Origin of the sequence: Microbispora sp. NPDC046973 (assembly GCF_040644495.1) — a bacterium.
Classification (GTDB): domain Bacteria; phylum Actinomycetota; class Actinomycetes; order Streptosporangiales; family Streptosporangiaceae; genus Microbispora.
This window is the reverse complement of sequence record NZ_JBEYWQ010000015.1, coordinates 88,959-111,062: the sequence shown is the minus strand read 5'-3', so window position 1 is coordinate 111,062 and position 22,104 is coordinate 88,959. Positions and strand designations below refer to the sequence as shown.

General features: G+C 71.9%; 21 protein-coding genes. 10 read left to right on the top strand and 11 right to left on the bottom strand.

Annotated elements, in window-relative coordinates:
• Nucleotides 1–116 precede the first annotated feature (116 nt).
• From ligA to ABZ860_RS25865, 4 genes are all read right to left on the bottom strand, one after another.
• Nucleotides 117–2,330, bottom strand: a complete 2,214-nt coding sequence (ligA, locus tag ABZ860_RS25880; RefSeq protein WP_357224894.1) for an NAD-dependent DNA ligase LigA — start codon at nucleotides 2,328–2,330, stop codon at nucleotides 117–119.
• A 390-nt stretch (nucleotides 2,331–2,720) separates the two neighbouring features.
• Nucleotides 2,721–3,164, bottom strand: a complete 444-nt coding sequence (locus tag ABZ860_RS25875; RefSeq protein ID WP_357224719.1) for a hypothetical protein — start codon at nucleotides 3,162–3,164, stop codon at nucleotides 2,721–2,723.
• Nucleotides 3,165–3,283: 119 nt separating this feature from the next.
• Entirely contained in the window at nucleotides 3,284–4,267 is a 984-nt protein-coding gene (locus tag ABZ860_RS25870) for an asparaginase (protein WP_357224717.1), read from the bottom strand.
• Entirely contained in the window at nucleotides 4,264–5,691 is a 1,428-nt protein-coding gene (locus tag ABZ860_RS25865; protein WP_357224715.1) for a cytosine permease, read from the bottom strand. The genes ABZ860_RS25870 and ABZ860_RS25865 overlap by 4 nt, the downstream gene beginning before the upstream one ends.
• A gap of 124 nt (nucleotides 5,692–5,815) precedes the next feature.
• On the opposite strand from ABZ860_RS25865, the gene ABZ860_RS25860 reads away from it, so the two are divergent.
• Nucleotides 5,816–7,381 (top strand): helix-turn-helix domain-containing protein, encoded by a 1,566-nt coding sequence (locus tag ABZ860_RS25860; RefSeq protein WP_357224712.1) that lies wholly within the window; start codon nucleotides 5,816–5,818, stop codon nucleotides 7,379–7,381.
• Between the two features lie 20 nt (nucleotides 7,382–7,401).
• On the opposite strand, the gene ABZ860_RS25855 is transcribed toward ABZ860_RS25860, so the two are convergent.
• The 4 genes from ABZ860_RS25855 to ABZ860_RS25840 form a co-directional block, all read right to left on the bottom strand.
• Nucleotides 7,402–8,268: a polysaccharide deacetylase gene (locus ABZ860_RS25855; RefSeq protein WP_357224710.1), complete on the bottom strand. Its 867-nt coding sequence runs from the start codon at nucleotides 8,266–8,268 to the stop codon at nucleotides 7,402–7,404.
• Nucleotides 8,269–8,347: 79 nt separating this feature from the next.
• Nucleotides 8,348–9,484, bottom strand: a complete 1,137-nt coding sequence (locus ABZ860_RS25850; RefSeq protein ID WP_357224708.1) for an NADH:flavin oxidoreductase — start codon at nucleotides 9,482–9,484, stop codon at nucleotides 8,348–8,350.
• Between the two features lie 27 nt (nucleotides 9,485–9,511).
• The gene (locus ABZ860_RS25845; RefSeq protein WP_357224706.1) at nucleotides 9,512–10,129 is read right to left on the bottom strand and encodes an urea carboxylase-associated family protein; all 618 of its coding nucleotides are present in this window, start codon (nucleotides 10,127–10,129) and stop codon (nucleotides 9,512–9,514) included.
• 108 nt (nucleotides 10,130–10,237) lie between these two features.
• A complete protein-coding gene (locus ABZ860_RS25840) occupies nucleotides 10,238–11,242 on the bottom strand; it encodes a methionine synthase (RefSeq protein ID WP_357224704.1) in 1,005 nt (334 codons plus the stop codon).
• A gap of 19 nt (nucleotides 11,243–11,261) precedes the next feature.
• Between ABZ860_RS25840 and ABZ860_RS25835 the strand changes: the two genes are divergently transcribed.
• A complete protein-coding gene (locus ABZ860_RS25835; RefSeq protein WP_357224701.1) occupies nucleotides 11,262–11,891 on the top strand; it encodes an MBL fold metallo-hydrolase in 630 nt (209 codons plus the stop codon).
• A gap of 2 nt (nucleotides 11,892–11,893) precedes the next feature.
• Here the strand turns inward: ABZ860_RS25835 and mnmA are convergent, their stop codons facing one another.
• Nucleotides 11,894–12,979, bottom strand: a complete 1,086-nt coding sequence (gene mnmA / locus ABZ860_RS25830) for a tRNA 2-thiouridine(34) synthase MnmA (protein WP_357224699.1) — start codon at nucleotides 12,977–12,979, stop codon at nucleotides 11,894–11,896.
• Nucleotides 12,980–13,055: 76 nt separating this feature from the next.
• Here mnmA and ABZ860_RS25825 point away from each other — a divergent pair, with 76 nt between their 5' ends.
• The 4 genes from ABZ860_RS25825 to ABZ860_RS25810 all read left to right on the top strand — a co-directional run bounded on the left by ABZ860_RS25825 (nucleotide 13,056) and on the right by ABZ860_RS25810 (nucleotide 16,196).
• Entirely contained in the window at nucleotides 13,056–14,096 is a 1,041-nt protein-coding gene (locus ABZ860_RS25825) for a DUF695 domain-containing protein (RefSeq protein ID WP_357224696.1), read from the top strand.
• 131 nt (nucleotides 14,097–14,227) lie between these two features.
• Nucleotides 14,228–15,148, top strand: a complete 921-nt coding sequence (locus tag ABZ860_RS25820; RefSeq protein WP_357224694.1) for a Rieske 2Fe-2S domain-containing protein — start codon at nucleotides 14,228–14,230, stop codon at nucleotides 15,146–15,148.
• The gene (locus ABZ860_RS25815; protein ID WP_357224692.1) at nucleotides 15,145–15,699 is read left to right on the top strand and encodes a hemerythrin domain-containing protein; all 555 of its coding nucleotides are present in this window, start codon (nucleotides 15,145–15,147) and stop codon (nucleotides 15,697–15,699) included. The genes ABZ860_RS25820 and ABZ860_RS25815 overlap by 4 nt, the downstream gene beginning before the upstream one ends.
• Before the next feature lie 155 nt (nucleotides 15,700–15,854).
• A complete protein-coding gene (locus tag ABZ860_RS25810; RefSeq protein ID WP_357224690.1) occupies nucleotides 15,855–16,196 on the top strand; it encodes a DUF5713 family protein in 342 nt (113 codons plus the stop codon).
• Between the two features lie 126 nt (nucleotides 16,197–16,322).
• Here ABZ860_RS25810 and ABZ860_RS25805 read toward each other — a convergent pair whose 3' ends face one another.
• Nucleotides 16,323–17,216 carry a LysR family transcriptional regulator gene (locus tag ABZ860_RS25805; protein WP_357224688.1) on the bottom strand — a complete coding sequence of 298 codons (894 nt, stop codon included), beginning with the start codon at nucleotides 17,214–17,216 and terminating at the stop codon, nucleotides 16,323–16,325.
• Between the two features lie 72 nt (nucleotides 17,217–17,288).
• On the opposite strand from ABZ860_RS25805, the gene ABZ860_RS25800 reads away from it, so the two are divergent.
• Together ABZ860_RS25800 and ABZ860_RS25795 are read left to right on the top strand one after the other, a co-directional pair.
• Nucleotides 17,289–17,702: a RidA family protein gene (locus ABZ860_RS25800; RefSeq protein ID WP_357224686.1), complete on the top strand. Its 414-nt coding sequence runs from the start codon at nucleotides 17,289–17,291 to the stop codon at nucleotides 17,700–17,702.
• Nucleotides 17,703–17,837: 135 nt separating this feature from the next.
• Complete coding sequence (locus tag ABZ860_RS25795; protein ID WP_357224684.1) at nucleotides 17,838–18,971, top strand: dipeptide epimerase; 1,134 nt, start codon at nucleotides 17,838–17,840, stop codon at nucleotides 18,969–18,971.
• On the opposite strand, the gene ABZ860_RS25790 is transcribed toward ABZ860_RS25795, so the two are convergent.
• Nucleotides 18,966–20,120: a cysteine desulfurase family protein gene (locus tag ABZ860_RS25790; protein ID WP_357224683.1), complete on the bottom strand. Its 1,155-nt coding sequence runs from the start codon at nucleotides 20,118–20,120 to the stop codon at nucleotides 18,966–18,968. The two genes, ABZ860_RS25795 and ABZ860_RS25790, sit on opposite strands and share 6 nt — an antisense overlap.
• A gap of 102 nt (nucleotides 20,121–20,222) precedes the next feature.
• Here ABZ860_RS25790 and ABZ860_RS25785 point away from each other — a divergent pair, with 102 nt between their 5' ends.
• Both ABZ860_RS25785 and ABZ860_RS25780 read left to right on the top strand, forming a co-directional pair.
• Nucleotides 20,223–20,714: a TetR/AcrR family transcriptional regulator gene (locus ABZ860_RS25785; protein ID WP_357224681.1), complete on the top strand. Its 492-nt coding sequence runs from the start codon at nucleotides 20,223–20,225 to the stop codon at nucleotides 20,712–20,714.
• Nucleotides 20,715–20,868: 154 nt separating this feature from the next.
• Nucleotides 20,869–22,083 (top strand): MFS transporter, encoded by a 1,215-nt coding sequence (locus ABZ860_RS25780; protein ID WP_357224680.1) that lies wholly within the window; start codon nucleotides 20,869–20,871, stop codon nucleotides 22,081–22,083.
• Nucleotides 22,084–22,104: the final 21 nt, after the last annotated feature.

Below are 22,104 nucleotides of genomic sequence, written 5' to 3'. Positions count from 1 at the left end.
TCCTGCACCTGGTGCCTTCTGCTGACGCAATGCCGCCGATGGCGACAAAGTCTGATCACATCTACGTTAGAGCGGATCTACCCCTGATCGCGGCGACTACGCCGCCGAGGCCACGCTCACTCCTCGGGGGTGACGGCGACGGCGCGGGCGGCGTCGGGGCCCTCGTCGAGGAGGACGTGGAAGCCTTCCTCGTCGAGGATCGGGACGCCGGCCTTGACCGCCTTGTCGTACTTCGAGCCGGGGTTGTCCCCCACCACCAGGAAGCTCGTCTTCTTCGACACCGACGAGGTGACCTTGCCGCCCCTGGCGCTGATGGCCTCGCCGGCCTCGTCACGGCTGAAGTCCGACAGCGTCCCGGTGACGACGAAGGTGAGCCCCTCCAGCGGACGCGGGCCCTCGTCGGCGGGCGACTCGTCGGCCATCCGGACCCCGGCGGCCCGCCACTTCTCGACGATCTCCTGGTGCCAGTCGACCGCGAACCACTCCTTGATCGTCTCAGCGACCCGTGGGCCGATGCCCTCCACCGCCGCCAGCTCCTCCTCGGACGCCTTCGCGATGGCGTCGATCGAGCGGAACTCCGCGGCGAGCGCGCGGGCCGTGGGCGGGCCGATGTGCCGGATCGTCAGCGCCACGAGCACCCGCCACAGCGGCTGGTCCTTCTTCTCCTTCAGCTGCTGGAGGATCAGTTCGGCGTTCTTGCTGGGCTCGCCCGAGATGTTGGCGAAGAACGAGACGACCTTCGGCTCGCCGGTCTCCGGATCGGTCTTCGGCAGGCCCGTGTCGGGGTCGCGGACCACCGATCTGATCGGCAGCAGCTTCTCGATGGTCAGGTCGAACAGGTCGGCCTCCGTGCGGACCGGCGGCTCCTGCGGCGGCAGCGGCTGGGTCAGCGCGGTCGCCGCGACGTAGCCCAGCCCGTCGATGTCGAACGCGTTGCGCCCGGCGGCGAAGTAGATCCGCTCACGCAGTTGCGCGGGGCAGGAGCGGGCGTTCGGGCAGCGCAGGTCGGCGTCGCCCTCCCGCTCGTAGGCCAGTTCCGTGCCGCACTCCGGGCAGTGCGTGGGCATGACGAACTCCCGCTCGCCGCCCTGCCGCAGGTCCACGACCGGCCCGACGATCTCGGGGATGACGTCGCCCGCCTTGCGCAGCACCACGGTGTCGCCGATCAGCACGCCCTTGCGCGCGACCTCCGAGGCGTTGTGCAGCGTGGCGCGCTCCACGGTGGACCCGGCCACCACCACCGGCTTCATCACGCCGAACGGCGTGACCCGGCCCGTGCGCCCCACCCCGACCTGGATGTCGAGGAGCTTGGTGGTGACCTCCTCGGGCGGGTACTTGAACGCGATGGCCCAGCGGGGGGCCCGGCTGGTGCTGCCGAGCTGCCGCTGCACCGGAATCCGGTCGACCTTGACCACCACGCCGTCGATCTCGTACTCCGGGTCGTGGCGGTGGTCGTTGTAGTAGGAGACGAACTCCCGGATCTCGTCGAGGCTCCCGACCACCTTGTAGCGGTCGCTGACCGGGAGCCCGAAGTCACGCAGCCGCTCGTAGACGGCGGACTGCGTGGCGGGCAGCGGGCCGCCGCCCTCCCACTTGCCGACGCCGTGGACGATCATCCGCAGCGGCCGCTGCGCGGTGACGCGCGGGTCCTTCTGCCGCAGGGAACCCGCCGCCGAGTTGCGCGGGTTCGCGAACGGCGGCTTGCCCGCGTCCATGAGCTGCTCGTTGAGCTTCTTGAATCCCTCGACCGGCAGGAAGACCTCTCCGCGCACCTCCAGCAGGTCGGGGACGTCGTCCCCGTCGAGCCGGTGCGGCACGTCGCCAAGCGTGCGGATGTTGGGGGTGATGTCGTCGCCGGTGCGCCCGTCGCCCCGGGTCGCGCCCCGCACGAGACGGCCCTTCTCGTAGACCAGTGCCACGGCGAGACCGTCGATCTTCAGCTCGCACAGGTAGGGCCCGGGGTCGGCCTCGATCAGCCGCTCCGCCCTGGCCTGCCAGCCGGCGAGGTCGGCGTCGTTGAAGGCGTTGTCGAGGCTCTCCATGCGCTGGAGGTGGGTGACGGGGGTGAACTCCGTGGAGACCGGCGCCCCCACCTTCTGGGTGGGCGAGTCCGGCGTGCGCAGGTCGGGATGCGCCTCCTCCAGCGCCAGGATCTCCCGCATCCAGCCGTCGTACTCGGCGTCGCTGACGGTGGGCGAGTCGAGCACGTAGTAACGCCAGTTGGCGTCCTCGAGCAGCTCGGCCAGCTCGGCGTGCCGCTCCCGGGCTTCGGCGGGCGCGCTCCGCGCTTCTCCGGCGGCGCTCCCGGCGGCCTCGGCGGCGCCCGTCACGCTGTCGACCTCGCTCGCGGCCTCCGCGTGCCCCTTCGCCTCATCCGCAAGCTCAGTGTCGTCAAGCCCGGTGTCATCAAACCCGGCGTCATCGAGCCCGTCAGTCTCGTCAGCCCTGTCGGTCACGTCGCCCGTCTCCCCTCGTCAGACACCCAGGGCAACCGTATCTCCGGCGGCCGACAGTTCGCGAAGGACGGGGGCGGGAGCCGCGCCGAGGACGTGGGCGGCCCCCGCCGGACCGCTCGTCGAGAGGGCCGCTCCAGACCGCGCGGCCCCTCGTCTCAGGAGCGATCGAGAATTACGGTAGACCGCTTGCAGCCCACTTTCATTCCTTTTTGTCCGGGTGTACTCGGGCCGGTCGCTGTGGATGGAGAGGGACCGGCCCGAGGGTCATCCTCCCTGGGTCCAGACCCGTTCCCAGCGAGAGCACTTGCCGGTGATCCGGGACGCGCTGCCCCTGCAGACCATGGCCTTGGCCAGCAGCATGTATCCGGCGTTCACCGTGAACGTCCGCGGGGTGGACTGGGAGCAGTTGCGGTAGGTCGCCGTGCGGTACTTCCCGCGGTCGGTCAGCCACTTGATCTTCACCCACGAGCAGGTCCTGGCCCCGCCCGCGTCGTAGAGGTCGCCGACGATGCGCAGGCCCGACGAGCCCGACCGGACGTGCCCGTTCGCCCAGCCCTTGGTGTCCGAGGACGCTGTGGGCCCCCACTCCCAGGTCTCCGCCGCCGAGGACGCCGAAGCCGCGGCGGGAGCCGCGGCGAGACCTGCGGCCAGAGCGGCGGACAGCCCGGCGGCGGCGAGGGGGAGCAGAAGGCGCGCGGCGCTTCGCATGGTCTTTCTCCTGAACGTCTGAACTTCCAGCACGTCAAGAGATAGGTGACAGGGCTTGTGAATCACTTGGGGATGAGCTGGGAGACCGCTTGGATCACTCCGCGCGATCCCGGCGGACGTCAGATCGTGAGGTGCGGCCCGATCCGGGCCAGCGCCTCGGCGGGCCCGGGCTCGGCCGCGAGGGCGGCGGTCAGCAGCAGCCGGGCCTTGGGGGCGGCGAGCGATCCGGCGAAGACCGCGCCCGCCTCTTGCAGGGTGGCCCCGCCTCCTGCGCCATACACCGGCACGGACGGACCGGCGTGGCAGCGCGAGGTCACGAGCACGGGCATGCCCGCCGCGACGCACGCGCGGGTCTCGCCGAGCAGGCCGGGGGTCGGGTTGCCCGCCCCCAGGGCCTCCAGGACGAGCCCGCGTGCACCTGCCGCCCGGGAGGCGGCCACATGGACGCCGTCGGCGCCGAGGTAGGCGGGCACGATGTCCACCCGGACCGCCAGGCCCTCGAGCTCCGCCAGGGTGAAGCCGGGGAGACGTTCGGGCCTGGCGGCGATATGGACGCGTCCGTCGTGCACGCGGCCGATCGGACCGTAGCCGGGTGAGTCGAAGGCGTCCGGCGCCACAGTGTGGGCCTTGGTCGCGTACCGTGCGGCGTGGACCCGCCCGGCCATGACGACGACGGCGCCCAGACCCCGGCGCGCGGTCGCGGCGGCGACCTGGAGGGCGTCCGCGAGGTTGCGCGGCCCGTCGCCGTCCGGCTCGCCCGCGTGCCGCTGCGCCCCGGTGAACACCACTGTCCGGTGGGCGCCCAGGAGCAGGTCCACGAAGAACGCGGTCTCCTCCATCGTGTCGGTGCCGTGGGTGACGACGACCCCGTCCACTTCGGGGTCGGCGACCGCCGCGGCGACCCGTTCCGCGATCCGCAGCATGTCGTCCAGCGTGAGGTTGAAGCTGTGGACGAGCATCGCCTCGTCCACCTCGACGGTCACCGCCGCTCCGGCCGCACCGATCAGGTCGCGCCCGGCGACGGCCACGCTGACCTCGCCGCCGGGGCCGGGCACAGAGGCGATCGTGCCTCCGGTGGTGATGACGCGGATCCGTGCGCTCATCGGGACAGCGCCTCCTCCAGCTGTCCGGACGTACGGCCGGTCCTCGCCCGGGCGAGCAGGTAGTAGATCCCGCCCGCGACCAGGCCGCCGGCCAGCCACGAGAAGTCGGTGCCGTTCAGCGCCCGGGCGATGGGGCCCTGGGTCGCGGGCACCATCCCGAACTGCCAGCTCCACGCCGCGAGCAGGCCCAGCCCGAGGCTGATCATCGCGGGCCGGCCGTCGCCGCCGGCGGCAGAGGCGTCGTCACGGTAGAGGGAGAGCACGTCGATCCGGCCGCGGCGCAGGAGGAAGAAGTCGACCAGGACGATGCTCGCCCACGGGCTGATCCACACCAGGATCGAGACCATCCAGTTGTCGAAGGCGTGGGCGAAGCTGTCGGCCCGGACGAACACCGCGAGCACGACGGACGCCACGAGACCCGCGATGAGGGTGAGCTTCCATCGGGCGATCCGGATGCCGACGGACAGGGCGGCGAGTGAGCAGGAGTAGAGGTTGAGGATGTTGGTGGCGACCGGCCCATGCATGATCAGCAGGAGCACGGGAATCGCCATCACTCCGAAGGTGCTCGTCACCAGGCCAGCGGGGTCGGCTCCGCTGCCCGAGGCGGCCAGGTACGCCCCGAGCGCGGCCAGCCACACGGTCGGCACGTACATGCCGAGTGCGGTGGACCAGAACACGGACCGGGCGGACGCGCCGGCCCGGACGAAGCGGCTGTAGTCGGCGGAGTAGGGCAGCCACGTGATCCCCCAGCCGACGCCGATCGCGGTGAGGAGCTGCGTGATCGCGGTGATCTTCGAGCCCGGCGCCGCCGCGGCGGTCGTCCACCGGGGGTCGGCCTGGCTCACCGCGAGGACGGTCATGAGGGCCATGAGCGCCACGGTGGCCGGCACGGTGTACTTCTCGAAGGTGCGGATGGCGTAGAAGCCGTACAGCGCCAGGAAGAGCTGGACGCCCATGATGACGGCGGCCACCAGATACTTCAGGCCGGTGCCGCCCTGGACGCCCAGCTGCGCGAGGATCGCCAGCACGAGGTCGAGCACGACCCAGGTGTTGACCCCGACCCAGCCCATGGTCAGCAGACCCTGGACGAGGCCCGGCACGATCGCCCCCCGGCGCCCGAACGCCGCGCGGCCGAGCACCATCTGGTTGACCCCGGTGCGATGTCCCATGACGTTGAACAGGCCGAACACGGCGCAGCCCACGAGGTTGCCCACGGCCACGACGACGACGGTCTCGACCAGGCTGAGACCCAGGGTGATGCCGAGGGCGCCGAGCACCCAGTTGATCGGTGCGATGTTGGCGCCCGTCCAGATCCAGAACTGTTGCCATGGAGTGGAGTCGCGGGCCGAGGGGGAGATGGGCTCGATGCCGTGGGAGTCGAAACGGACCGCGTCCGCCGAGTCGGCAGGAGGGGGGTTGTGCATGGCTGCTCCTGATAGTGCCGGCGTCACACCCTGATGTGACGCCCACCACACAAGCAGGTGGGACAGAGCCCGATAAATGGACGAAGCTCTAGCGATCAGGCCGGCCGCTGTGTAGATTCACACGGTGTTCACGCTGCGGTCCCTGGTCGCGAACGCGTCGCTGAAGCTGAAAGTGCTGGTGCCCGGCCCGGAGGGCGCCCTGGACGAGCCCGTCGCATGGGTCCACAACACCGAGCTCCCCGACCCCTCCTCGTACGTCCGGGAGCGGGAGCTGGTGCTGACCAACGGCCTGTGGACGGGGCAGGTGAGCGCCGCCGAGTTCGTGGCGAATGTGCGGCTGGCGAGGGCGGCGGGAATCGTCTTCGGGTTGCGTCCGCAGACTCCGAGCACCCCGCCGGAGCTGGTCACCGCCTGCCGGGACGCGGGCCTGCCGCTGCTGGAGATCGCCCCGGCGGTGCCGTTCACGGAGGTCTCCCAGGCGGTCTCCGCCATGTACACCGACCAGCGCCAGCAGGCCCTGGTCGGAATGGTCCGCAGGGGCGACGCCCTGGCGACCGCGATCTCGCGTGGGGCCGGCCCGTCCGGTGTGCTCGACGTACTCCGGCGGGATCACGACCTGCCTCTCGCCGTGGTCGACCGGACGGGCCGGGTGCTGGCGGCGGCAGGGGCCGACCTCGACGACGCTCAGGTCAGGGCGGTGACCGCCGGGCTGGCCCGCAGGCCGCCGGCGCTGGAGGTGGTCCTGCAGCCGGACCGAGGCGAGACCCTCGCCGCGCTCTTCCCCGTGGGAGCGGTGGGTGACGTCGACGCGGCGCTCGTCTGCCTGCGCCCGCTGTCCGGCCTCGAACCGGCCGAGCGGGCGGCGCTGGAGCAGGCGGCCAGGTTCCTCAGCCTGGAGGTGGCCAAGCAGCAGGCGGTGCAGGCGATCGAGATGCGCTTCGCCGGCGAGCTGCTGGAGATGGTGCTGTCCGGCGGGCAGCGCACGGCTGAGGTGGCCGGCAGGCTGCAGGCGTTCGGTGTGGACGCGGCGGGGCCGCTGGCCGTGTGCGCGCTGGCCTTCGCGGGGCCGGAGCCCGCCGCACTGCCCGGCCTGGCCGAGGTGGCCGGCGAGTTCCTCTCCGCTTCCGGGATCCCCGCGTTGGTGGCCGGAGGGACGCAGGACGTCGTGTCCGTGCTCTCCTGGCGGCATCCCGAGCCCGAGCTCCCCCTCCTGGCCGAGCGCCTTCTGGCGGCCGTGGGCAGGCGCTTCCCCGGCCGGCGGGTGGTCGCGGGGCTCGGCGGGGTGGCTCCGCACGCGGCGGGGCTCCGGCAGCCGCTGCTGCACGCGCGGGAGGCGTGCCGGGTGCTCCGGCGCTCCCCCGGCGGGCCGGCGGTTCGCCGCTTCGCCGAGCTGGGCACGCACCGGCTGCTGCTCGGGCTGGTGGACTCCGAGACGTTGCGCGGCTTCTCCCGCGACCTGCTCGGTCCGCTCCGGGAGCACGACGCCCGGCGCGGGAGCGATCTGGAACCGACGCTGCGCGCCTTTCTCGATCACGACGGGCAGTGGGCGGCCACGGCCGCGGCACTGCACATCCACGTCAACACCCTGCGCAACCGCCTGGCGAAGATCGCCGAGTTGACCGGCAGGGATGTGGGACGCACCGAGGACCGCGTCGACCTGTTCCTCGCCCTCGCCGTCGAGACGGGCTGAGCAGCGCCTGCCGACCGCGCCTACGAGGGATAGACCTCGGGGTCGACGGCCGGCGGGCGGGGCCGGCGGGTGGTCAGGTCCGGATCGGCCGCCGCCAGCTCGGCCACCTCGCGGCACCGGGCGAACCGCACGTCCCCGCACTCCAGCGCGTACTCGACGAATCGGCGCAGCGCCATGGCACGCCCCGGACGGCCCGACAGGAACGGGTGCACACACAGGTTGAACAGGCATCCGTAGTGGCGCATCCCGTCGAGCTCGGCGCGCCACATCTCCAGCACCTTGCCCGGAGACTCGATCACCGAGCCGACGTGTGGCGCGGGGAGGAACGCGTACTGCTCCCAGTCGTCGAGCGACCAGTGCACGGGCAGCTCGACGATGTCGCGGGACCCGGTGACCAGCCGGTACGGCCGGTCGTCACCCATGAGGGAGGAGTCGTAGAGCAGGCCGTGCTCGGCGACGAGATCGGGGGTCTGCCACGACGCCTCCCACAGCGCGGCCCGATGCCCGGCGATCTCGATGCCCTGGCTCGCGAACACCTCCAGGCCACGCTCGAAATCCGCGCGTTCCTCCTGTGCGGTCATCGAGGTGGGCGGGCGGTGGCTGTAGGAATGGTGTGCCACCTCGTGCCCGCGCTCCACGATCGACGCGGCCAGCCCCGGCCGTTGCTCGGCGACCCAGCCCGGGACGAAGAACGTCGCCGGGACGCCGAGTTCGCCGAGCAGGTCCAGGATGCGCGGAAGGCCCACCTCCGGGCCGTACGCCTGGTGTGACATGGTGCTCGCGTGCCGGGCGTACTCGCGCCCATGCGCGAGGACGGGCGTCTCGGCGTCCACGTCGAAGGTCAGGGTCACCACGGCCGCGGCGCGGTCACGCCAGTTCGCGCTCATCCCGCTCCTTCCTCTCCCGGCCGGTCGCACGGCCGTCGTTCCACCGTCCTTGGTGTGCCGAGTCTCGCATTCCCCGCGATCAGGACATGGCCCGCGCCGCCCGCAGCCACCGGCGCGCGTTGCCGAGCGTCGCCATCGGCTCCAGCATCGCGTGGTCGAACCGGTCCAGCGTCAGGCCCCGGGCGAGGCGCCGCGGCAGATCGGGGTTGGCCAGCGCGCCCCTGGCGACCGACAGCATGTCGGCATGGCCGTCCGCGAGCACCCGTGCCGCCTGGGCGAGATCGTGCATGCCGCCGTTCGCGACGACCGGAAGGCCGGTCACCTCGCGGGCGAGGGCCGTGATCGTGACGTCGCCGTCGAGGCGGGCGGTCTCGATCCAGTCGCGGCCCTCGCTGGCGATGTGCAGGTAGGTCGCGCCGGCGTCGGCGAGTGCGGAGAAAATGATCTTCGCGTCCCGGGCGCCCCCGGACCAGCGGTGTGTGAAGTCGTTGACCTTGCCCTGGGACAGCCGCACCCCGACACAGAAGCCGGGGCCCAGTTCCGCCCGGATGCCGGCCACCACCTCGGCCGTCAAGCGCACCCGGTTCGCGACGTCGCCTCCGTACGAGTCGGCCCGCCGGTTGGTGTAGTCGGTGAGGAACTGATCCAGCAGGTAACCGTTGGCCGCGTGCACCTCGACGCCGTCGAACCCCGCCTCTCGAGCCCGTACGGCCGAGCCGGTGAAACCGGCGATCGCCGTCTCGATGTCGGCCGTGCTCATCTCCCTGGGGATCGGCCACCTGCCCGATCCCCCGTACTCGGGCATCATCTCCCCGCGGGGCGGCACGGCGGACGGCCCGGCCGTCTCGTCGCGATAGGCGTTGCCCTGGGACAGGGCGCCGGCGTGCATGAGCTGCAGCAGGATCCGTCCGCCCGCGGCGTGCACGCGGCCGGTGATCTCCCGCCATGCCGCGACATGAGCGTCCGACACGATGCCCGGCTGGTTGCGATACCCCTGGCTGTAGACGGTGTCCGTGTAGGTGCCCTCGGTGATCACCAGGCCGAAGCCGCCTTCGGCGAATTCGGTGTAGTAGTCGGCCATCTCCGGGGTCGGCGTGCCGTCGGGGGCCGCGGAGACCCGGGTCATCGGCGCGACCGCGAGCCGGTTGGGCAGGTCGAGGCCGGCGAAACGGAGGGGCAGCAGGGCCGGATGACCCGGGGTGAACGCGCTCATCATCGGAAACGCACTCCTCGGAACGTGGGATCAGTCGGATTCGGGCAGGACGTCGATCGCCAGCGACGTCGGCACGCCGCCGTTGATGGCCACCAGGTCCTGCGGGCAGGCGGAGACCACGAGAACGCAGTCCATGACCGCCTGGAAGGTGATCGCGTCTCCCGGTCGGCTGACCGCGGGGAGCCAGTCGAGCCGCCCCTCCTCGTCGACGGGGATCCGCATGAACACGTTGACCGGTTGCGGGGTGAAGGGAACGGCCAATCCCATCGAGGCGAGCGCCCGGTGCAGGTTGCCGGCGCACGAGGCATGGGACGGCTGCGCGCCCAGCGCGGCGTACCGTTCCGGATCGCACGCGGCGATCAGCATGTCGTGCCGGCCCGGGGAGGTGTCGGAGACGAGCGTCAGGATCGGCCGGCGGCGATCGGTGACGAACCGCTCCCCCACGGCGGGGAACAACCGGTTCGTGGAACTGCGCGTATGCGAGGCGCTAAGGTGCTCGGTGACGTCATCGGCGGCGAAGGCGAAGACGTCGCCCACCTGGCCGCCTTCGAGATCGACGACGCTGACGCGCCGGCCCTGCGGCACCCGCACCGCCCTGGCCTCCCGGGCGGGTACGACGGTCCGCTCTATGGCGGTGATCGAATCCATACCCCAAGGCAACCATCGGTTCCCCACCTGGCGCCATGGAGCTTCCTCCAGCGAATGTCACTTCGACTGTGTCAGCATCCATCTCGCGCTGCGGAGCGCCGGCACCCGTTACTCGCCGGGGTCCTCGCGCAGCACCCGCGCCGCCTCCCTGCACCGGGCCAGCGCCGCCTTGGCGTACCTGGGCGAGGCCCCGGCCAGGCCGCAGGCGGGGGTGAGCACGACCTGCTCGGCGAGCCGGGCGGGCGGGAACCCGAGGCGACGCCACAGCTCGACCGCCGGCTTGGCCACCACGCCGACGTCGGCGAGCCGGGAGTCGGTCCCCGGCACGACGCCGAGGAACAGCGCGAGCCCCTTCTCGATCGTCTCGCCCAGCTCGTCCTCGTCGCGGCGGCGCAGCAGCGCCGCGTCCACCGACGCGCCCCGCGCGCCCGCCGTACGGATCACCTCGTACGGCACGCCCGGCGCGCAGCAGTGGACGACAGGGAAGGCGGGCGCGAGCGCGGTCAGCACGGTCCTCAGCCGCTCGGCCGCGATCGGGGACTCGACGGCGGGCAGCCGCCCGAAGCCGGACGCGGTCGGCACCGTGCCCGCGAGCACCCCGGGCAGCCCCGGCTCGTCGATCTGCACGACGAGGTCGGCTCCCGGGACCCGGCGCCGGACCTCCGCAACGTGCTGCGCCAGCCCCTCGGCCAGCGACTCGGTCAGGTCGCGTACGGCTCCCGCGTCGGCGAGCACCTTGTCGCCGTGCCTGAGCTCGATCGCCCCGGCGAGCGTCCACGGCCCGCATGCCTGGATCTTGAGCGGTCCCTCGTAGCCCTGGGAGACCTCCTCCAGGCCGTCGAGGTCGCGGGTGAGGTGGTCCCTGGCCCGCTTGAAGTCCCGTCCCGGCCGGTCGGCGAGCCGCCAGCCGGACGGCTGCACCTCCACGGGCAGCTCGACCAGCAGTGACGCCGTACGGCCGATCATGTCGGCGCCCACGCCCCGGGCGGGCAGCTCGGGCAGGTAGGGCATGGGCAGTTCACCGAAGGCCGTCCTGACCGCCTCCAGATGGTCCTCGCCCGGATAGGACCCCACCCCGGTGGCTGTGGCCTCGCTCCACGGATAGTCGCTCACGGTCACTAGCTTAGGGATTATGAAACTCACCAAACTCGGTCACGCGTGCTGGCGGCTGGAGAAGGACGGGCGGACGCTCGTCATCGACCCCGGCTCGTTCAGCGGCGAGGGGCTCCTCGACGGCGCGGACGCCGTGCTCATCACTCACGAGCACTTCGACCACGTGGACGCGAACCTGCTCAAGAACGCGAACCCAGGACTGGAGGTCTTCACCTGCCAGGCCGTCGCCGACCAGCTCGGCGAGATCCCGGCGAAGGTCCAGACCGTCCACCACGGCGACGCCTTCGACACGGCGGGCTTCCGCGTGCGGGCGATCGGCGAATGGCACGCCCGCAACCTGCCCGACGTCCCGCCCGTGCAGAACGTCGGCTTCCTGGTGGACGACGAGGTGTTCTACCCGGGCGACGCGCTCACGCCTCCGGGCGTCGAGGTGCCCACGCTGCTCGTGCCGACGGGCGGCCCGTGGCTGAAGGCGTCGGACACCATCCTCTACCTGCGCGACGTACGCCCCGCACGGGCGTACTCGACGCACGACGGCCTGTACAACGAGATCGGCCTCACGCTGGTCGACAACTGGCTCGGCATGGAGGCCGAGGCGCAAAAGGGCGACTTCCGCCGGATCCCCGTCGGCGAGTCCGTCGAGGTCTGACGTCAGACGGCCGAGGCGATCGTGGCGGAGCCGATGACGGCGTCCCCGTCGTACAGGACGGCCCCCTGCCCCGCCGCGACGCCGGTCGCCGGACGGTCGAGCTCGATGTGCAGCTCGCCTCCGGACACCTGGGCGCGGCAGCCGTACACCTCGCCGTGCGCCCGCAGCTGGACCGTGCAGGTGATCGGCTCGTACGGCTCCGGCACCCGGCCGTTCCACACCGGCCGCTCCCCCACGATGCTCCGGACCTCCAGGGAGGTGCGGGGGCCGACCGTGACCGTGTTGGACACCGGCTCGATCGACAGCACGTAGCGCGGCCTGCCGTCCGCGGCCGGCCGGTCGATGTGCAGGCCCTTGCGCTGCCCGACCGTGAAGCCGTACGCCCCCTGGTGGCTGCCCACCACCTGGCCGGTGAGCGCGTCGACGATCGGCCCCTCGGACGCGCCGAGCCGATCGGCGAGGAACGCCCGGGTGTCGCCGTCGGCGATGAAGCAGATGTCGTGGCTGTCGGGCTTGTCGGCGACGGTCAGCCCGCGCCGCGCCGCCTCCTCGCGCACCTGCGCCTTGGTCGAGCCGCCCAGCGGGAAGATCGCGTGCGCGAGCTGCTCCCGGGTGAGCACGCCCAGCACGTACGACTGGTCCTTGGCCTCGTCGACGCTGCGCCGCAGCACGCCGTCCTCCAGCCGCGCGTGGTGGCCGGTGGCGACGGCGTCGAAACCGAGCGCGAGCGCCCGGTCGAGCACCGCCTCGAACTTGATCTTCTCGTTGCAGCGCAGGCAGGGGTTGGGGGTGCGTCCCGCGGCGTACTCGCTGACGAAGTCCTCGACCACGTCGCGGTGGAACCGTTCCGCCATGTCCCACACGTAGAAGGGGATGCCGATGACGTCGGCCGCCCGGCGCGCGTCGCGGGCGTCCTCTAGCGTGCAGCACCCGCGCGCGCCGGTGCGGTAGGACTGCGGGTTGGACGACAGCGCCAGATGGACGCCCGTCACGTCGTGCCCCGCCTCGGCGATCCGGGCGGCGGCCACCGCGGAGTCGACCCCGCCGGACATGGCGGCGAGGACGCGGAGCTTTCCTGTGGGACCCATAACACATCGAGGTTACCCCCCGCGGGAGCGCGCCCGCGTTGGCATCGGGGCGGGCCGCCTGGGAGGATGCGGGGTCATGCGACTGTTCGGGCGCAAGAGCGAGTCCGCCGACCCCGCCGAGGCCATCGCCGAATTCTGGACCTGGTGGGACGAGGCACGTCCCCAGATCGACGCGCACGTCGAGGCGGAGGACCCCGAGGCCCTGTTCGAGATGATCGGCCCCGCCGTCACCGCCCTTCATCCGTCCCTCGTCTGGGAGATCGCTCCCGGCCGCATGGCCGTGAACGCCCTGGTCGTCAGCGCGTCGAACGACCCGGAGCTGCGGCCGTTCGCCCACCGGTGGGCCCTGGCCGGGCCGCCGTCTGACGCGATGTGGGAGTTCCACCCGTCGCGGCAGGCGAACCCGCAGGCAGCGGATCTGACGGTCGACGTCGGCGGTCGCGAGTTCGGGCTCGACCGGCTGGTGGTGGCGCTGCGCGTGCCGCCCGGCTCGCCCCGCGTGGACGTCACCGCCTTCCACCCGATCTTCCCCGACGTCGACGACGACACGCGGACGGAGGCGGCCTTCCTCGCGCTCGACTGGCTGCTCGGCGAGGACGAGGTGGCCCGCTGGGTGGGCGAGATCGTGGCCGCCGAGTTCGAGCCGATCGACGCCCTCCCCGCGGTCCACCTGCCCGCGGTCGTCGCCGAGGTGGCGGAGGAGTTCAAGGAGGAGCAGTGGGCGCTCCTCGAAGGCCACACCGCCACCGGCGGCCGGCTGACCGCCGCCGCCCGCTACCCCCTCAGGCCGGTCGACTTCCCGCTGTTCGACCAGCACATCGCCGTCACCCTGCCCTACCGGGAGGCCGACGGCGACGGGCTGCCCGAGGGAGCCTCCCTGGACGCGCTGCGCGACTTCGAGGAGCGGCTGAACGGACGGCTTGCCGCGCTCGGCTCGGCCGTGCTGGCGGCCCACCTGAGCGCCGACCGCAGCCGGGTGCTGCACGTCTACGCCGACCCAGCGGCGGCCCTGCCGCCCGTGGTCGAGGAGCTCGCGGCCGAGTGGAAGGAGGGGCGGGCCCGCGTCGACGTGGCCGAGGACCCCTCGTGGAGTGCGGTCGCCCCCTTCCTGACCTGAACCGGATATTCAGCGCGTTTCATGCCATACGGGACGGGCAGGTCGCGGTAGACGCACCGCGGGCGAGCGCCCGCGTTCCGCCCGTTCCCGCAGGCTGCGGGGCCGATCCGGCGATGGGATTGGGATCGGACATGGCTCAGCGCACACTGGACCGGTTGCTGGACGCGATCGAAGGCGACGGCCGCCTCGACCGGCCGGGTCATCGGCTCGAACAGGGTCTCGCGTTCGCCGAGAACCTCCTCGGGGTCACCCGGGGCCGCGCCCGCGGCCTCCTGCACGGCGTCTGGCTGGGACACCCGCTCCACCCGGTGCTCACCGACCTCCCGATCGGCTCCTGGACGACGGCGCTGGTCCTGGACCTCACCGGGCAGAAGCGGGCAGCGCGCACGGCCGTGGGAGTCGGCCTCGCCGGGGCGCTGGCCGCGGCGGCGACGGGCCTGCACGACTGGCAGCACACGCATGACAACGCCCGGCGCATCGGCATGGTCCACGGCACGCTCAACACGCTCGCCCTCGGCCTGTACGGCTGGTCGTGGCTGCAGCGGGGCCGGGGACACCACCTGCGGGGGCGGCTCGCCGCCCTGCTCGGCTATCCCGTGATCATGGCCAGCGGCTTCCTGGGCGGCACGCTCGTCTTCCGCCACCGGATCGGGGTCGACCAGACCGACAGGCGGCTCGATCCACGCCGTTTCACCCCCGTGCTGGCCGAGCGCGACCTGACCGACAACAGTCCCCACCGGGTGCGGGCGGGCGACGTGGACGTCGTCCTGGTCCGCGCGGACGGCCGCATCCACGCTCTGGAGAACGCCTGCCCGCACCTGCGCGGCCCGCTGTCCGAGGGCTGGCTCCGCGACGGCGCCCTCACCTGCCCCTGGCACGGCTCCCGGTTCGAGCTGTCCAGTGGAGAGAGTCTGAACGGGCCGGCCACCGGGCCCGTGCCGTGCTTCCAGACCCGCGTGCGCGACGGGTGGATCGAGGTGCGCCGCGCGCCGGTCGCGACCACCGCGCCTCCCGGCAGCGCGCTGGTCCACCAGCAGGAGGTGCAGCCGTGAGGAGAAGGTCACCGGTGCTCACGGAGGTGCGGGAGGCACCCGCTCGGCAGGAGCGGAAGAAGGCGACGCGGGTGCTCGTGGAGCACCACGAGTTGCTGCGGGCGATGATGCGGCGCCTGAGCGAGATACCGCGCTCCCAGCCCGGACGGCGGCGTGCGCTCGCCGACGAGCTGTTCGACGAGCTGTGGATACACGAACGGATCGAGGAGAACATCTTCTATCCCGCCGTGCGCCATATCACCCCCGGCACCGCGGCGGCGTGGTCCGAGCATCGCCAGCTCACCGACCAGCTCGCGGCGCTGACGTGCGCCGACCCGCGCACCGAGCGGTTCGACCGGGAGCTGGGCGTGCTGCACGACGTGCTGGAGTCACACGCCCACCTGGACGAGGAACTGCAGATGTTCCCGGAGATCGAGCGCTTCGCGGACGAGGAACTGCTGGCCGAGCTGGGCGACCGGCTCCAGGCCCGCCAGGGGCGGCTGCGCTCGTCGCGGCGCGTCCGCAGGTTCCTCCGCCTGGAGCGGGCGCTGCTGCGCCGTACGGCCCGATAGGCGGGCGATAGCGGCGGGAAGTGAGAGCACCGGCGGCTGTCATGGCCCTCGGCCCACCGCCGGCCGCGTCCACGAAGTGATCACCTGCCGGGCATTGTCGGTGGCGTGGTGCACCATCGGGATCACCGAGCCGTCGACAGGGACAGGAGATCGCGGTGGCGCCGACGAACCAGCACGTGGCCGGTCATGCCTTTCTCAGGGGCATGTACGAGGACGGCTACTACCCCGATCACCTCGTCGACAAGGGGAAGGCGATTCTTCTGAGGCTCTGTGAGCGGATCGAGGCCGAGAAGCCGTCGGACCTGGCGGCGCTGTACGTACTCACCGAGGCGGCGACGGAGGAGTTCAACGCGCTGGGGGAAGAGTTCGAGGCGGCCGGCAGCGATATCGAGACCGTCGCACGAGAGGTGATCGCCGAGGGCTTCTGGTTCGTGGCGTCCGCATACGGGTTCGCGGAGGTGGACGCGGAGGAGCTGATCGCCGCCCGGGAGTGGTGAGACCGGCCCTCGATGCGCCGCTGTGCCGTTGAACCGATCGGCTTCGGACCGAGCGGCTCGGGCGGGAGAAGAGAGCCCGCCGCGCCCGAAGAGGGCGGCCGGGCGGGTTGAGAGGGAGGAGGGGAGTCAGGGTTCGCTGCGGGCGGCCTCCAGGAATCGTGTGACCAGGGGGTTCTGGTCGTCGCGACGCCAGGTCACCGCGACGGTGGTGCGTGCGTTGTTCGGTTCGATCCGGCGGTATGCGACACCTTTGAGGCGGATCCGGCGGATGCTCGCCGGGGCGAGTGACACTCCCAGTCCCGCCTCGACGAGCGCGCAGACCGTCTGCCATTCGATTGCCTGCTGGCCGAGGCGGGGTTCGAAACCCGCATTGCGACACAAGTCGAGGATCCGGTCGTAGAACATCGGTCCGGCACTGCGGGGCAGCAGCACGAACGGTTCGTCCGCGAGTGCTTTGATCGGGAGGACGCGCCGGGCCGCAAGGGGGTGGGCGGCCGGCACGACCGCGATGAACTCCTCGGACAAGATCGTCTCGGTCGCCAGCCCCGGCTCGTCCGGCGGCTCGCGCAGGAGCCCGACGTCGATCACATGCTCGTGCAGGGCGGTCACCTGCGGCGCCGTGGTCATCTCGCGGATCTCCATCTCCACCTGGGGAAACCGATCGTGGTAGGCGCGCAGCAAGCCCGGCAGGACGGTCAGCGCGAGCGATGCGGAAAAGCCGATCCGGATACGACCGGCCTCACCGCTGCCAGTGCGCCGGGCCGCGTCCAGGCCGACGGCGATCTCGTCGAGTGCGCGCCGGGCGGCGGGCAGGAGTTGGCGTCCTGCCTCGGTGAGGGCGACCGCGCCGGGGCCTCGGGTGAACAGCGGGTGCCCGACCTTCGCTTCCAGCCGGCGGATCTGCTGGCTGAGCGGTGGTTGTGCGATGCCCAGCCGCTCCGCTGTGCGCCCGAAGTGGAGTTCCTCGGAGAGGACCGCGAAGGCGTGTAGCTGCTGGAGGCTGAGCTCAGGACGGTCCATACCTTCAGGGATATCAGATGATTCAACGGAAGGTGTTGGACATATCGCTGCCGGTTGCCTACCTTTCGCCCCATGACAGAGCGACGCGTGATCGTGAGTGGATCCACCTTCGAAGAGGAGATCGGCTACGCGCGGGCGGTGATCGACGGCGACTGGGTGCACGTGTCCGGGACGACCGGGTTCGACTACGCGACCATGACGATCTCCGACGACGTGGTCGAGCAGGCCGAGCAGTGCCTGCGCAACGTCGAATCGGCACTGGCCGAGGCGGGTTGCTCGTTCGCCGACGTCGTCCGGGTCAGATACCTGCTGCCCAATCGTGAGGACTTCCAGCCGTGCTGGCCGACCCTGCGCCGCCGCTTCGGCGACATCCGCCCAGCCGCGACGATGCTCGTGTGCGGGCTCTCCGATCCCCGCATGAAGTTCGAGATCGAGGTGTACGCACGACGCCCCGCAGAGCCGAGGCCCGCGACCGCTGCCTGCTGACCGGCAGGAGGAACGCCCCGCGAGTCGGCGCATGCGCGCTGTTCCAGAGTTCGCGCTCCACGACCGGAGCGAGGGTCCCAATGATCCGCCTTGCTGCGCGTCCGATAGAACCCCTGAGTACAACGAGGCTGATCGATGACCATCGCCGCGGTCCATGTCCACCGTCTGGTGGCTCCCCTCCACACGCCGTTCGTCACCGCCCTGGCGCACCTGACCCACGTCTCGACCGTCGTCGTCGAGATCGTGGACCGCGACGGGCGCTCCGGCTTCGGCGAGGCGCCGGAGGTGTGGACCGTCACCGGATCCTCACTGGCCTCCAGCGAGGCCTGCGTCACCGAGGCCTTCGCCCCGCTTCTCATCGGCCGCGGTGCCGATGACCTGGTGGAGAACTGTCGCAGAGTCAGCCGCGCCGTGGTCGGCAACGAGCCGGCCAAGGCCGCGGTGGACGTCGCGCTCCACGATCTCGCCGCGGTCCGCCTCGGGGTCCCGCTGGTCCGGCTGCTCGGCGGCTCCCGGCTGGTGGTGCCCACCGATGTCAGCCTTGCGGCCGGCACGGCGGACAGTTTGGCCCTGGCGGCGAAGAGCCGGGCCGCGGAGGGCTTCGACGTGCTGAAAGTCAAGGTCGGCACGGACGCGGCCACGGACGTCGACCGCGTGACGGCGGTCCGCCAGGCGGTCGGTCCCGAGGTGAGGATCCGTCTCGACGCCAACCAGGGGTGGACGCCCCGCGAGGCGGTACGGGTCATCCGCGCGCTGGAGGACGCAGGCATGGGAGTGGAGTTCGTCGAACAGCCGGTGGCCTACCGGGATGTGGAGGGCCTGGCCTGGGTGAGCGACCGCGTCGAGACCCCGATCATGGCGGACGAGTCCGTCTTCGACGTGCGCGACCTGGTGGAGGTGATCCGACGGCGCGCGGCGGACCTGATCAACGTGAAGCTGGCGAAGAGCGGTGGGCTCAGCGCCGCCCGTACCCTCCTCGAACTGGCGCGAGCTCAGGGCATGGGCACCATCGTCGGCTGCATGCTGGAGACCGAGATCGGCACCGGCGCCGCGGCCAGCCTGGTAGCCGCCTACGGGACCACGATGGTGAGCGACCTCGACGCGGTGTGGTGGCTGCGGCGCCCCGCCGTCGTCGGCGGCATGCGGTACCAGGGCGCTGCGATCGCACTGTCCGACGCGCCGGGCCTGGGCATCTCCGGCCTGGTCGCCGCAGAAGCCCGGGAAGCCGCGGAGGCACGGGCATCAGGGGGCAATCAGGGCAGGTTATGACAGGCCGGCACGGCGGGCGCGCTCGACGACGTGCCCGATGACGTCGGCGAGCCGGTCGACGTCCTCCTCGACGGAGGTGTGGCCGAGGGAGAAGCGCAGTGAGCCGCGGGCGCGTGCGCGGTCCTGGCCCATGGCGAGCAGCACGTGGGACGGCTGGGCGACCCCGGCCGAGCAGGCCGAGCCCGTGGAGCACTCCACGCCCTTGGCGTCGAGGAGCATGAGCAGGGCGTCCCCCTCACAGCCGGGGAACGAGAAGTGGGCGTTGCCCGGCAGCCGGTCGACCGGGTCGCCGTTCAGCACCACGTCGGGCACGGCCAGCCGTACGCGCTTGATCAGGTCGTCGCGCAGCGCCGACAGCCGCTCGGCCGTGGCGGTTTGCCGCGCGACGGCCGTCTCGACCGCCGCCGCGAACCCGGCGATGGCCGGCGCGTCGAGGGTGCCGGAGCGGATGTCGCGCTCCTGCCCGCCGCCGTGCAGGACGGGCACCGGATCGACGCCCCGGGCCAGCAGCAGCGCCCCGACGCCCACGGGACCGCCGACCTTGTGGCCGGAGACGGTCATGGCGTCCACGCCGGACTCGGCGAACGAGACCGGGAGCTGGCCGACCGCCTGCACCGCGTCGGTGTGGAAGGGGATGCCGTATTCGTGCGCGATGGCGGCCAGCACGCGCACCGGCTGCACGGTGCCCACCTCGTTGTTGGCCCACATGACGCTCACCAGCGCCACGTCGTCGGGGTCGCGGGCGATGGCCTCGCGCAGCGTCTCCGGATGCACGCGGCCCCGCTCGTCCACGTCCAGCAACTCGACTCGCGCGCCGTGGTTGTCGCCGAGCCAGTGGGCGGGATCGAGGGCGGCATGGTGCTCGACCGCGCTGATCAGGATCCTGGGCCGCTTCCTCGCCCAGAACAGGCCCTTGACGGCGAGGTTGTCGGCCTCGGTGCCGCCGGCCGTGAACACGACCTCGCTGGGGCGGGCGCCGAGCGCGCAGGCGATCGTCTCGCGCGACTCCTCGACGACCCGGCGGGCGCGGCGGCCCGCCGCGTGCAGGGATGAGGGGTTGCCGACCTGCCCGAGCTGGGCGGTCATCGCCTCGATCGCCTCGGGCAGCATCGGGGTGGTCGAGGCATGGTCCAGATAAGCAGCTCCCACGACCCCTCCCTGACACGGATTCAGCCCACCAAGCGTATCCGGGCGGGCACCGGACACAGGCACGTGTCGCAACTTAACCGTCCAGACGGTACAGTAGATGTCATGAGGAAGGACGAACTGCTGGACGCGGCCGAGGGCCTGCTGCAGGATCAGGGCGCCCAGGCCCTGACCCTGGCGGCGGTGGCCGAGCGCGCCGGTGTCAGCAAGGGCGGTCTCCTCTATCACTTCGCGAGCAAGGAAGCCCTCGTCAAAGGCATGATCGAGCGTTTGATCGCCGATTTCGACGCGCTGATCGAGGGCCAGTCGGAGAGCACCTACACCCGGGCGTACGTCGCCGCGACATTCGAGGCCGTGGAGACCGGCCGGCTGCGACGATGGGCCGTGGTCACGGGTGCGGCCGGCGACCCCGAACTGCTCGCGCCGCTGCGCGGGGCGATGGACCGCTGGATGCGGCAGGGCCTGGACGACGAGCCTGACCCCCTGACCTCCCAGGTCGTACGACTGGCCTGTGAGGGCGTCTGGGAGGTCGCCACCCACTGTGCGGCGATCATCGACTACGCCGCGATCCGCGCCAGGCTGCTCGCCCTTTTGTAGAGCGCCGCTTGTGAACAGCGCCGCTTGTTGACCCCTGACCCACACCTGGTGGTCGCCCTTCCTTCCGGCTCTGCCGTGAAAGGGCGACCTGCTGGTGTCTGCCCGTAAATCCGGGCCTGGAAACCCACTCGACTCACCTGGAAAGGAAGCTGTGATGACCCGCGCTTTGAGGAAGGCCCGTCACGGGGCAGTCCTCACCTTCGTCCTGGCCGGCCTGATGTGTGGAACCTTCACCGTGCGCCTCCCGGCGCTGGCCGACCGGCTCCGCCTGCCGGAGTCGTCGGTCGGGCTCACCCTGCTCAGCTGGGGGGTCGGCGCGCTGCTCACCATGCAGCTCATGCGCGTCGTCCTGGCCAGGATCGGCAGCCGTGGCGTCCTGCGCGCGGCCGCTCCCCTGTGCGCGGCGTCACTGGTCCTCGTCGCGTTCGCGCCGTCCCTCCCGGTGCTGGCCGTGTCCGCCGCCCTGTTCGGCATGGCGTTCGGCGCGGTCGACGTCGGCATGAACGCCCAGGGCTCGGCGGTCGAGCGCGCGTACGGCCGGCCGATCATGAGCGGCATGCACGCGGGATGGTGCGTCGGCGCGATCTCTGCGGGCCTGCTCGGCACGGCGGCCATCGCCCTGGGCCTGTCCCTCACCGCCCACATCCTGGTCGTCGCCCTGGTGTCGGTGCCGGCGGCGCTGGCCCTCAGCCGTCTGCACCTGCCCGACCCCGCGCCCGAGGCGGACGAGGCGGGCCAGGCGTCCGCCCGAGCCCGGCGCAGGCTTCCCGGGGTCGTCTACCTGCTCGGCGCGGTCACCTTCGCCGCGTTCATGGTGGAGGGCGTCGTCGCCGACTGGAACGGCCTCTACCTGATCGGCACGCTGCACGCCTCCGAGGCGGTCGCCGCGCTCGGTTACCCGGTGTTCGAGGCGGGCATGCTGCTCGCCCGGCTGGCCGGCGACCGGCTGCGCGGCCGCTACGGCGCCCGCGGACTGATCACGTTCTCCGGCGCCGCCACCGCGCTGGCGTTCCTCGTGGTCATCGCCGCGCCGGTGACCGTGGCCGCCGTCTCCGGGCTGTTCTTCATCGGGCTGTCGGTGGCGACGATCTCGCCGATGGCGCTGTCGCTGGCGGGGACCGCGACGCGCGAGCCCGGTCCGGCGATCGCGCAGGCGAGCGCGATGGGCTACGCGGGCCTGCTGCTCGGACCCGTGGTGATCGGCTTCCTGTCCACCGCGGCCTCGCTGCGGCTCGCGATGGGCGTGGCGGTCGTGCTCGGTGTCGTCATCGCCGTGGCCGCACGGCTGCTGCCCGCGTCCCGTACGGAGATCATCCCGCTGCCGGTCCGGTCGGGGGACGAGGAGGCCCGCCTCCGCGCGGCGGCCTGACGCCTGGCGGGCCCGCGATGG